Annotated in this window: 7 protein-coding genes and 1 pseudogene; 5 read left to right on the forward strand and 3 right to left on the reverse strand. The window is 57.4% G+C overall.

The annotated features are described in order from the left end of the window. Positions 1-17: 17 nt before the first annotated feature. Positions 18-1928 carry a hypothetical protein gene (locus LOY43_RS07990; protein WP_258709436.1) on the reverse strand — a complete coding sequence of 637 codons (1911 nt, stop codon included), beginning with the start codon at positions 1926-1928 and terminating at the stop codon, positions 18-20. Positions 1929-2212: 284 nt separating this feature from the next. Further along, entirely contained in the window at positions 2213-2572 is a 360-nt protein-coding gene (locus tag LOY43_RS07995) for a DUF6124 family protein (RefSeq protein ID WP_258709437.1), read from the reverse strand. A 688-nt stretch (positions 2573-3260) separates the two neighbouring features. Here LOY43_RS07995 and LOY43_RS08000 point away from each other — a divergent pair. After that, positions 3261-6392, forward strand: a complete 3132-nt coding sequence (locus tag LOY43_RS08000; protein WP_258709438.1) for an Ig-like domain-containing protein — start codon at positions 3261-3263, stop codon at positions 6390-6392. A gap of 140 nt (positions 6393-6532) precedes the next feature. On the opposite strand, the pseudogene LOY43_RS28815 reads toward LOY43_RS08000, so the two are convergent. Further along, positions 6533-6628: pseudogene (locus tag LOY43_RS28815) on the reverse strand (DUF6124 family protein); the annotation flags it as partial. Between the two features lie 618 nt (positions 6629-7246). Here LOY43_RS28815 and flhA point away from each other — a divergent pair. From flhA to fliA, 4 genes are all read left to right on the forward strand, one after another. Further along, entirely contained in the window at positions 7247-9376 is a 2130-nt protein-coding gene (flhA, locus tag LOY43_RS08005; RefSeq protein WP_093439768.1) for a flagellar biosynthesis protein FlhA, read from the forward strand. Between the two features lie 11 nt (positions 9377-9387). Next, complete coding sequence (flhF, locus tag LOY43_RS08010) at positions 9388-10728, forward strand: flagellar biosynthesis protein FlhF (protein WP_007920012.1); 1341 nt, start codon at positions 9388-9390, stop codon at positions 10726-10728. 116 nt (positions 10729-10844) lie between these two features. Further along, on the forward strand, positions 10845-11675 hold the full coding sequence (gene fleN, locus LOY43_RS08015) for a flagellar synthesis regulator FleN (protein WP_003222917.1): 831 nt from the start codon (positions 10845-10847) through the stop codon (positions 11673-11675). After that, complete coding sequence (gene fliA / locus LOY43_RS08020) at positions 11672-12412, forward strand: RNA polymerase sigma factor FliA (protein WP_093439777.1); 741 nt, start codon at positions 11672-11674, stop codon at positions 12410-12412. The genes fleN and fliA overlap by 4 nt, the downstream gene beginning before the upstream one ends. The last annotated feature ends 151 nt before the right edge of the window (positions 12413-12563 follow it).

Here is a 12563-nt window from a genome sequence, read left to right on the forward strand (position 1 = left end):
AAACCAAGCGCGTCTGATCAATACGGTCTGAGACACCATGAAACCAGATTTCTACTCAAATCCGAATGGCATATGACTCCTCCATTACGATACCCAAATATCGATCCCCAGCCGCTTGGGCAGCCGCCTTCATCGCACATTCTGTACACCCCTCCCGGCACCAAAGGCCAGTTGTTATCCGGGCCGTAAACGCGACGCATGGCTGTCAGTGCATTAGTTAAAGGTACTGAGCCGGCGATGGTATTTCTCCAGCTGATTGCTTGCTGATAATTATATCCAACTGTACTTATATCCAGCCGGAAGATGTTGCTGACATATACGTTGTAAGTAAGAGTGCTTAACTTGTCCTGAACGGTGATGACTACGTTGTTACCGTTGCGAAGGCCGATAACCTTGCCATTCATATCCACTGTAGCGATGGCTGTGTTGCTGGACATATAAGTGACTGGGCTTACTCCATAAGAGGCGGTTCGAGTTGCGGAGTTGTTTAAAAACTCCAAGCCCGTGGTCGCCCATCCGGTGTATATCCGGTAGCCGTTGAGAATCATATTGGATTGGTCAATTTGCAGGGGCTGGTGAACGGTAAGTGACCTGGGTTTTGATGTTGGGTTGTCAGCGTATTGTGCCTTAGCAACAAAGGTGTACCTGCCCTTGGTCAGTTCTGTAAGGGTCAGCCTCCATTCTCCATCTGTCGGACTAGCGACGGGTTTACCTTTTGATACGTCGCCTTCTATTACATCAACTTGTTGGCCTTTGGCGGCTGTGCCGATGAGAATTATTGAGTTTTCTACTGTGTCGTCATTGTCAGGGATTTCGATGTTACTGGGTAAGCCTTTGATTGAGTCTATTGTCGGTTCTACATTCTCCACGGTCCTGACGGTATACACCTGATCCGGAAACCGCGTGGCGCTAGCAAAGTTATTGCTCTTGTCCTCCGACACCCAGAATTCCAGTTTCAACTCCGATCCGTCGTTCAATTCTCTCAGGAAAGCGATGAGCAGCGGTTTATCCCAGAACCTCTGACTGACCCAGGTCGCATTCACCTTGTGGGTGCCACCATTCCAGAATTGCAGGACGTGCGCCGAGCCGTCGGGTTTCTGGCCGGTGAATTTCAACCACACCTGCTGACCGACCTGTAATCCTGTCCAGTCGCGTGCTCGTAGCGTGGCGTCCTGACCTTTCAGTGCGGCCACATCCAGCATGCCGTCCACGGCCTCAAGGATTATCGGCGAGTTGTACACCTTCTGATTTGCAGTGATATTAATCGGGGTCTTCGCCGACTCGTTGTTGTTGGTCAATTGATCGCGCACCGTGGCGAAGACCGAATGGGTGCCGTCGCCAATCAACAGCAGTTCGGCAGCCGTCAAGGTGTGGTTGATCGGGTTTGTGGGGTTGGGAAATGTGATGCTCCAGGTGCCTATGGTGAGCTTGACCGTGTCGTGAGGCCGTGGGTAAGTGACAGTAATCGTGAGGACTGCCGTCTGCCCCGGTACGACGCTGGGTGGATGGCTGACGGTGACGGTAGGCGCCGGGTTGTTGTAAAGCAGCTTGAGTGTGGGTGAGTTATCGTCGTTGCCGCTGGCTCGGGCCACTCTGTAGCGGACATCGTTGACACCGTTTGTGAACCAGCTCGCCGGCACGCGCAAAAGAATGCGTTCCTGCTCCTCACCGGGATAGATGGTTTTGCTGATGCCGGTGCTGACTCCGTTGACAAGAATAGTCACGACGTCAAAAGCCGCCATGACCCAATTCCGCAAGCCGGTTATGGGGTCGATGACAAGTTCTACGCCAGATGGAATGAATGCCGAGAGAGGAAGGCCACCATCAGCAGTACCTGGAGGCAGCACCGGTGTTATCCATTGCGGTGGGTACACGGGATACAAGGCCAGGGCTGCGTTGGCTTCGAGTGAATTGACTTGAACGCTCATTCTGTTCTCCAAGGACAATGGTGACGAACAATGGCAGGCAAGGTTCATCACAACGCAGAACGAGGCGTCCGTCACCTGTCACATCTGACAGGTGGTGATGATTTTCCGACGTGTGGTATTGCTGGGTGGCTGCGCGCCCCTGCCTGCCGTGAGGCAGGCTCGAGCAAGCTGCGTCCCGCAGGATCTTCCGTCGCTGCAAGGTTCGCATCCAAGAGGATCAAAATGTGGGAGCGAGCTTGCTCGAAGAGGCCGGCAGGAGCACCGAATATCTCAGCCTGCCCGCATCACCCCGGGATCTCCAGATTATCCATCACCCGATTCACCGCCAGCTCGCCGAGCATGATCAACTGCGCAATCCCCAACAGCGTCCTGCGCTGCGATGCCGGTATGAGGTGGGCAAAGTCATGGGCGATGGTTCTGGCTGAAGCGAGGGTTTCGCTGGCATCGGCCAGCAGTTCCTCGTTTTTGAAGTCTGCGGTGACGGCGTACATCCGGCGGGTCTTACGCGGTGGTGGCGTGGAGCCGGGTGGGCAGAGGTAGTGATCGAGGGCGCGGTCGGCGGCTTCGTGGAGTTTTTTTGAATCGAGGGATTCGTAGGGGGAGGTGGGGTCGGTTTCGGGTGGGTTGGGTGTTGGTTTGATCATGGTGAAGCTCCTTTGAGGTGGAGCCGCGACAACCTGTCGCTAAACAGGAGAGGTGGCGGCTGTACGCAGGTTAGCGAACCGGTCAAAGGCACCCGGCAGACCCGAGGGTCTCCCGCATACAGCCACCATGACGAAATCGCGAAAATACAGATCCGCAACGAAGCCTGGAACGCTGATGCACCTTTGACTTGAGTTCGAGTCGCTAAACCCGATCGCTGATTCGTCAGCGACCGACCCACAATAGAACCCGCCCCCAAAGCGCACAAGCCGGCGGATTCTGGCGTAGCTGTAGGCAATGGCGCAAGAATTTGTAGCCTGGAAGGCGTGTCTGGAGGTGTCTTTTAAACGCCTGAGTTTAAAAGGCGATTTGCGCTGACTTCACTGGCCCCTTCGCGAGCAAGCTCGCTCCCACATTTGGAATGCATTTCCCAGTGGGAGCGAGCTTGCTCGCGAATGGGCCATCCCGGTCAGCAGAAAAATCTCGATCAAGCCCCGCTCACTGGTTAAATAAATCCGTCCCCCTGTGCGCATCCGCCAGATTGTATTTTCCTCCTCGGGTGTCAGCGCCGTTTGTCTGAAAAACCCGCGCACCTGTTAGTTCTGACAGTGGTCGAATGTTGTCGTGAGGTTTTCAATGGCCTCTGCAGATCCTTGGCAAACCGCTACGGAATTTTTCAGGAGCAGGGCGATGATTGGTTTGATGGTGATGCCGATTGAGGACGATATCGACGATACGCAACATGACATAACCCCTTTTGACTCCAACGGAGGTATGGGGCTTTTTTCGTTGTTCCCGGCCAATATCCCCGGGCAGTTCACAGGTATCGATTTTCCGCCGGCGCAAGTGGGGGCTAACCGCCCCATGCTTTATACGAGTGCCAACGGACTTCGGGTGCTGGTACAGGCCTATCTGAATATGGCCGAAGGCGACACCATTCGACTGTACGTCGGTGAGAATTTGGTTGACACGTCGGTGCTGCCTGCTGACCACGGTAATCTCGATGTGGTGATGCACATCGCTGCGAAGCTGGTTCCGGCCGGCGTGCATACCTTGCGCTACGAGATTCTGCGCAAAAGCGGTCAGCCCCCTGAGGGGGCGCAGATCGAAGTCTGGTTCAAGATCGATCCGCCGGGTGGCAACGATCCCGAGCCGGACTTGCCCGGCCATCAACGACTCAAGCCGGCTCGACTTCAGTTGAAGCCCGGGCAGGTCATTGACGAGGAAGTGGCTGCCGAGGGCGTCACGGCGGTTATCCCTCCCTGGCCCTTCATGACCAAAGGGGACAAGTTGAAACTCTGTTTCCACGGCATTGCTGTCACGCCCTACACGGTGCTGGAAAGCGAGGTCGGAAAAGAGATCAGTGTTTTCATTTCGCCAGAGAATATCCGGGATGCGGGCCCCGCAAATCCGGCGGTGGTGGTCTATCAGATCGAAGATCAGGTAGAGAACGTCAGCGACTTTTCGGAGCGTACGACCGTCATCAGCGATCCAGACAAAAACTGGCTCGATCCGGTATTCGTTCCTCTCGCCGATGAAGATCTGGTCAGCCTTGATGAGGTTGGATTCGACGACCTGGAAGTTCAGATCATTACGCGCACTGGTTTTGTGAAGGGGCAAAAACTCCGGCTTCAATGGACGGCTACGGCGCAAAGCGGAGAGGTGGTCGAGCACAATGAAGAGCAATCGATTACTCGTATCGGGATTCAGTCTTTCAAAATTCCCAATCCGATAGTGCTTGCCAGTGCGTCCGGGCAGGTGCAAGTGGATTACCGGCGCATCAAAGATGAGGGGGAGCCGGATCGTTCAGAGATCTATATTTTCACCTTGCAAGGAAAGACGTTGCGACTGCCGGCGCCGTGGATGACGGATCTGGTGGGCGGCACTCTGGATCCTGCGCTAAGTCAGACCGTGGTGTTGTGCGGTCCCGATGACCGGATCAAAAAGGGTTTCAGAGTCACATTGACTTGGATGGGGACCAGTGCTTCCGGACGCCCGCACCTGTATCAGACGTATCGCGACGTCAGCGACCGGTTGGTAGGGCAGGCCATTGCCTTTAATGTCACTGGCAACAACATCGCTCCATTGATCCGAGGGTCGGTCGGTGTCTCGTATGAGGTCAGCCATGCCACGTTGAATCCTGCGTTGGTATCGGAAAAGCTGTATGCACGTGTAGACGATTTCAAACCTGTCTTGCCTGCGCCGGTGGTCATTAGCGCCATTGATGGTGTGCTCAATCCTGCGCATGTGCCGTACGGAACGGATATTCAGGTTGCAGCAGCTTCGTATACCCGCCTGGGCGATGTGGTGCATGTGGAGGGGCGGGGCGATGCGGGCGGGGTAGTTTTTCGGGACAAGTTGCCGATTGATCAAACCCGGGCAGACAAAGATCTGGAATTTTGGCTGGACGGCGAAGCTATCAAGTTCTATCGGGAGCAGTTTTTCAGTGTGCTCTGGTGGATCGAGCGGCCAGACGAACTGCCGCAATCATCCGCGTTGCTCGAGTTGTATATCGGCGATCCGGCGCAGTCGTTGCAGCCGCCAACTGTACGCCGTGCGCCTGATGGCGTACTTGACCCGCTGGAAAATAATGACGGTGCCCGAGCGCGAGTCCATGTGGCCAGTCCGCGCCCGGGTGATCAAGTGCGTTTGCTGGTCAAAGGGGCGCCGGGGGAGGGTTCGCCGACGTTTGCTCCTCTACCGTTGAATGCTGACAACGTTGCATTCTTTGTGCTGCGGCCTTCATTCATTGCGGAAAATCTGGGAAAACTGGTTGAAGTCCTTTACGAGCTGATCAGAAATGGCAAGACGATCCAGTCCAGGCCGTTGATGTTGACGGTCAAGACAATCAGTGACGGTGATCCCGTCCTGACTCGGCCGCATATCGTCGAAGCCGGTGCTGTACCGCTGATCGATCTGAGAATCATCCAGACTGACCTCACATGTGTGGTCAAGCCGCCGCTGCCGATTGCCGAGGTCGGGCAGCGCGTCTGGATCATGGTCAGCAGCGAGGGCGTTGAGCCGTTGGTATTGCGCCCCGGTACCGCGTTGACTGCCGAAGAAGTGACTCAAGGCATCAGCGTCAAGGCGGCGCGAAGCTGGTTCTACTCTCTGAAGGATCTTTCTGGATGTGCGTTGACCTGCAAAATAGCACTGAAAAGCACGGATGATGAGGACACGGCATTGGTGCTTCCTGTGGCGCGGTATACCGTCAAAGTCACAGAAAAACTGGCAATTGATACGCAAACGATGCTTTTGAATGGCTGGAAACTGTTGGGCGGCACAGCGTATGGATTACGCGAGCGCGAGGTTGTCAACAATGTGCAAGTGCGCGTTCCAACGGGCGGGCGGCCGCCTTACACCTATCGTTCAGCCAATGCGGGCATAGCATCGGTCGATGCCAATGGCAAAGTGTCGGGGCTAAGTAATCAATCAACCACTATCACTGTGACGGATGCCGATGAAAACCAGGTTTCTTATCCGGTGCGGGTGATGAATGTCTACCGGCTGATATTGAACAATACCTTCATGACTGCAGCCGAGGCCGGCGCCTGGTTCAGGCAGTTCGGTGCCGTTAGTATGGACAACAGTGGACAACCCATGGGATGGGGGATTTTGCATAACAACTTTGTTGACGTGACGCCCATCTATGGCGGGCGGGGCTTGTATTACGGGCGGTTTGTGTCGGTCAATCTTTCATACCCGCACTTGTATGCAATCGAACATTCGTTGCTGGTGAGCAACGGGGCCATGGGCAGTCGCAACGTGTTTTTATCTGATGGGGCGACTCGCTCTCGGGCAATGGGGTATTTCCCGACGTAGTCAGATAGGCGTCATGGCTGAAAGTGGCGGCGATCAACGCTTTCAGCGGCTTTCCGGGCGGGGCAAGCCGTTCTGGAGCCATCACTGTGGATCGTTCCCGCGCATAGTACGGGAACGATTTTCTGCACGGTAGTCAGGCGTTAATTCGGCAATTCCAGATTATCCATCACCCGATTCACCGCCAACTCGCCCAGCATGATCAGTTGCGCAATCCCCAGCAGCGTCCTGCGCTGCGACTGCTCCTAGAGTCATTGGAGCTGCCAACGTTCGCTGCGAGACGAATGAAGGTGGCAGCTATACGCGGGTCGCAGACCGGGACTCTAGAACCGGCAGACCCGAAGGTCTCCCACGTACAGCCGCCATAAAAAAAGCGGGTGTTGTGCGTCCAGAGATCGACGGGCTGCGAGACCCGATCGCTGATTCGTCAGCGACCGGACCACAATAGAACCCGACCCCAAGGCGCACAAGCCGGCGGATTCTGGCTTGGCTGTAGGCAATGGCGCAAGGATTTGTAGCCTTGAGACCGTGTCTGCAGGTGTCTTTTAAACAGCTTCGTTTAAATCGAAAAATTTGTGCCGGACATAAGGGCCCCTTCGCGAGCAGGCTCGCTCCCACATTTTGGAATGCATTTCAATCTGACATCTGGAATGCAATCCCCTGTAGGCCTTCGCCTGCTCGCAATGAGGATTTTTCAGTCGATCAATTCGAACCAGACAAACCGCTACCGCGAGCAGGCGAAGGTCTACATTGGTCATGTTTTCTCTCCCCGGTCAAAGTTGGAAAGCTTCTTGCAGTACCCGCCGTGAGCCCGCTCTGGGCGTCAAAAGTTTGCTTTAAAGGAACGGGGAAAACCGGTGGATCGCTCTCAGTTATTCAACACTGCTCGCACAAACGTTGCCGACCTCAGTCGAGGCAATCTGGGCGTGCCGTTGTTGCTGCTGGTCATGCTGGCGATGATGATGTTGCCGGTGCCGCCGTTCCTGCTCGACGTGTTCTTCACCTTCAACATTGCCCTGTCGATCGTCGTCCTGCTGGTCTGCGTGTATGCGCTGCGGCCGCTGGATTTCGCCGTGTTCCCGACGATTCTGTTGGTCGCGACGCTGTTGCGGCTGGCGTTGAACGTGGCCTCGACGCGGGTGGTGATGCTCCACGGTCAGGACGGCCACGCCGCTGCCGGTAAGGTGATTCAGGCCTTCGGTGAGGTGGTGATCGGCGGTAACTACGTGGTCGGTATCGTGGTCTTCGCGATCCTCATGATCATCAACTTCGTCGTGGTCACCAAGGGTGCCGGACGGATTTCCGAGGTGAGCGCGCGCTTTACTCTCGATGCGATGCCCGGCAAACAAATGGCGATCGACGCCGACCTTAACGCCGGTCTGATCGACCAGAACCAAGCCAAGATGCGCCGTCAGGAAGTCGCCCAAGAGGCCGAGTTCTACGGTTCGATGGACGGTGCCAGCAAATTCGTCCGTGGTGACGCCATTGCCGGCCTGCTGATTCTGTTCATCAACCTCATCGGCGGTATGGCTGTCGGTATCTTCCAGCACAACATGAGCTTCGGCGATGCCGGCAAGGTTTACGCCTTGCTGACCATTGGTGACGGTTTGGTGGCGCAATTGCCATCACTGTTGTTATCAACAGCGGCGGCGATCATGGTGACCCGTGCTTCCGGTTCGGAAGACATGGGCAAGCAGATCAATCGCCAGATGTTCGCCTCGCCCAAAGCGCTGGCGGTGGCCGCCGGGTTGATGGCGGTCATGGGCCTGGTGCCGGGCATGCCGCACTTCTCGTTCCTGAGCATGGCTGCGCTGGCCGCTGGCGGCGCGTACCTTTTCTGGAAAAAGCAGAACGTCGCTAAAGTCGTGGCGTTGGAAGAGGTCAAGCGCCAGCAGGATTTGCTGCCGTCGCCGGCCCGCGCCATGGAAACCAAAGAGCTGGGCTGGGACGACGTGACGCCGATCGACATGATCGGTCTGGAAGTCGGTTATCGCCTGATTCCGCTGGTGGATCGCAACCAGGGCGGGCAATTGCTGGCGCGGATCAAGGGCGTGCGCAAGAAGCTCTCGCAGGATCTGGGCTTCCTGATGCCTACCGTGCACATCCGCGACAACCTCGATCTGGCGCCAAGCGCCTATCGCCTGACCCTGATGGGCGTGATCCTCGCCGAAGCCGAGATCTACCCGGACCGCGAACTGGCGATCAACCCAGGCCAGGTCTACGGCACGCTCAACGGTATCAACGCCAAAGATCCGGCTTTCGGCCTCGAGGCGGTATGGATCGAAATCAGCCAGCGCGCCCAGGCACAATCGCTCGGTTACACCGTGGTCGACGCCAGCACCGTGGTCGCGACCCACTTGAACCAGATTCTGTACAAGCACTCCAGTGAGCTGATCGGCCACGAAGAAGTGCAGCAACTTATGCAATTGCTGGCCAAAAGCTCGCCGAAACTGGCAGAAGAGCTGGTGCCGGGCGTGGTCACGTTGTCGCAGCTGCTCAAAGTGCTGCAAGCGCTGCTTGCCGAACATGTGCCGGTGCGCGATATCCGCAGCATCGCCGAAGCCATCGCCAACAACGCCGCGAAGAGTCAAGATACCGCCGCGCTGGTGGCTGCTGTGCGGGTCGGCGTATCGCGCGCCATCGTCCAAAGCATTGTAGGCACTGAGTCCGAGCTGCCTGTGATCACCTTGGAACCAAGGTTGGAACAAATATTGCTCAATAGTCTGCAGAAGGCAGGACAAGGCTCGGAAGAGGGTGTTCTGCTGGAGCCAAGCATGGCCGAGAAGCTGCAGCGTTCGCTCATCGAAGCGGCGCAGCGTCAGGAAATGCAAGGTCAGCCGGTGATCCTCTTGGTAGCCGGCCCGATCCGCGCGATGCTCTCGCGCTTTGGCCGCCTCGCAGTCCCTGGATTGCATGTGCTGGCCTACCAGGAAATACCGGACAACAAGCAAGTGACCATCGTTGCGACAGTAGGGCCCAACGGCTGAGGTAGTGGTTTATGCAAGTTAAGCGTTTCTTTGCCGCCGATATGCGTCAGGCCATGAAGCTGGTTCGTGATGAGCTGGGCGCTGATGCCGCCATCATTGGCAACCGCCGCATTGCCGGCGGCGTCGAGCTGACGGCGGCACTGGATTACAAATTGTCGGCGCTGGCGCCACGGGTTCCGAACATGGAACTCGAGGACGAGCTGCGCAAGACCCAGTCGCGCATCGTCACCGCTCAGGCCGAGTTGAGCCTGCGTGGCGAAGCCGATGGCAATAGCAATCGCCAGATCTTTGCCGGCTTGCCGTTGACGGCTGGCCTGCCGCTGACCGCCGCTGAACCGCTGACCGAGCCGACTTACGCCGCTCCGGCGCGTCCGGCCCCGGCACCTGCACAGTCCTCCGGCGGTGTCGATCCGCGTGCACTGGATTCGATGCGCTTTGAATTGAACAGCCTGCGCGAGCTGATGGAAGTTCAGCTCGGCACCCTGGCCTGGAATCAGCTGCAAGGCAGCCGTCCGGCGCAAGCCAACCTGTATCGCCGTCTGCAACGTATCGGTCTGTCCGGCCCGTTGTCGCGCGATCTGCTGGCGATGATCACCGATATCGAAGAACCGCGTCAGGCCTGGCGCATGTTGCTCGCGCACCTGGCACGGATGATTGCCGTACCGGAAGTCGAGCCGTTGGAAGAGGGCGGGGTGATTGCCATGGTCGGCCCTGCCGGCATGGGCAAGACCACTACACTCGCCAAGCTTGCCGCGCGTTACGTGCTCAAATACGGCGCGCAGAATGTCGCGCTGGTGAGCATGGACAGTTTCCGTATCGGCGCTCAGGAACAACTGAAGACGCTGGGCCGCATTCTCAATGTGCCAGTGACCCACGTCGATCCGGGCCAATCGCTGGTGCAAGCGCTGGATCCACTGCTGCGCAAACGCGTGGTGTTGATCGATACTGCCGGCCTGCAAGCCAGCGATCCGGCCCTGCGCATGCAGCTGGAAAGTCTGGCCGGGCGTGGCATTCGTTCAAAAAATTATCTGGTCTTGGCAACCACCAGCCAGAAACAGGTTCTAACCGCCGCTTATCACAGTTACAAGCGTTGCGGGCTTGCCGGCTGCATCCTGACTAAACTGGATGAAACGGCCAGCCTTGGCGAAGTGTTGAGCCTGGCGATCAGTCATGAATTGCCGGTCGCGTACCTGACCGATGGCCCACGGATTCCGGATGATTTGCATCTGCCGCGCCGTCATCAACTGGTCAGCCGCGCCGTCAGCGTGCAAATGCAGGAAGAACCCAGCGAAGAAGCCATGGCTGACATGTTCGCTGATATCTATCACAGCCCGACCAAGCAGGTAGGCTGAGGTATTCATGAACAGTTTTTGTACCTACATCGATGGTCTGCCATGCATTGTTCCGGTTGTGAACGCGCAGCCAGTAATGTGGCCTCCGTCTATGCAAGACAAGGTAAAGAAATAACATGGGCAGCATGCATCCCGTACAGGTGATCGCGGTGACCGGCGGCAAAGGTGGCGTCGGCAAGACTAACGTGTCAGTGAACTTGTCGCTGGCGCTGGCAGAGCTTGGCCGTCGGGTCATGCTGCTGGACGCCGACCTGGGTCTGGCGAACGTTGACGTATTGTTGGGGCTGACCCCTAAACGCACGCTGGCCGACGTCATCGAAGGCCGGTGCGAGCTGCGCGACGTGCTGTTGCAAGGCCCCGGTGGCATTCGCATCGTGCCGGCGGCGTCCGGCACGCAAAGCATGGTGCACCTGAGCCCGGCGCAACATGCCGGCCTGATTCAGGCGTTCAGCGACATCGGTGACAATCTCGATGTACTGGTGATCGACACTGCTGCGGGTATTGGTGACTCGGTAGTCAGTTTTGTTCGCGCCGCGCAAGAAGTGTTGCTGGTGGTCTGCGATGAGCCGACCTCGATCACTGACGCTTACGCGCTGATCAAACTGCTCAACCGCGATTACGGCATGAACCGCTTCCGCGTCCTCGCCAACATGGCGCAGAGCCCGCAGGAAGGGCGCAACCTGTTCGCCAAGTTGACCAAGGTCACGGATCGCTTTCTTGACGTGGCCCTACAATACGTCGGCGCCGTGCCTTACGACGAAAGCGTGCGTAAAGCGGTGCAGAAGCAGCGCGCGGTGTACGAAGCCTTTCCGCGTTCCAAGTGCGCGCTGGCGTTCAAGGCGATCGCGCAGAAGGTCGACACCTGGCCGCTGCCCGCCAACCCGCGTGGCCATCTTGAGTTTTTCGTCGAGCGCCTCGTGCAGCAAACGGCAGGGCCCGTGCTATGACCGCAAGCGGTATGAACTACTACAAGAAGTCGGCACGTGACGCGCAGTACGAGTTGATCGAGCGTTACGCGCCACTGGTCAAACGCATTGCCTACCACTTGCTGGCGCGCTTGCCGGCGAGTGTGCAGGTCGAAGACCTGATCCAGGCCGGGATGATCGGCCTGCTTGAAGTCTCGACCAAATACGACGCCAGCAAAGGCGCCAGTTTCGAAACGTACGCGGGCATACGAATCCGCGGTGCGATGCTCGACGAAGTGCGCAAAGGGGACTGGGCGCCACGCTCGGTTCACCGCAATACCCGTATGGTCAGCGACGCGATTCGCTCAATTGAAGCTAAAACCGGCCGTGATGCTAAAGATCACGAGGTTGCGGCCGAACTCCAATTGAGTCTCGACGATTACTACGGGATTTTGAATGACACCTTGGGCAGTCGCCTGTTCAGTTTCGACGACCTGTTGCAGGACGGCGAACACGAAGGGCTGCACGAGGATGGCGCGAGTGCTCATATGGAGCCGTCACGCGATCTGGAAGATGAACGTTTCCAGGCAGCGTTGGCGGACGCGATTGCCAATTTGCCGGAGCGTGAGCGACTGGTGTTGGCGCTGTACTACGACGAAGAGCTGAACCTCAAGGAGATCGGTGAAGTCCTTGGCGTCAGTGAATCGCGGGTCAGCCAGTTACACAGCCAGTGCGCGGCCCGTTTGCGGGGGCGTTTGGGGGAGTGGCGAGCGCGCTGAAGGCAGTGTGGGGACACTGCGAACGAGGCTGGTGCGGTGATGAACGGCACCGGTCTTGCTCTGTTGTGCTCCAGACAGTCTTCGAGTGCTGCGCCGATTGATTGAAGTGGCGCGTCCAGGTGCTGGGCGCGTTTAAGACTGCTTGGAGGTC

This window comes from Pseudomonas sp. B21-041 (assembly GCF_024748675.1).
GTDB classification, from domain to species: domain Bacteria; phylum Pseudomonadota; class Gammaproteobacteria; order Pseudomonadales; family Pseudomonadaceae; genus Aquipseudomonas; species Aquipseudomonas neuropathica.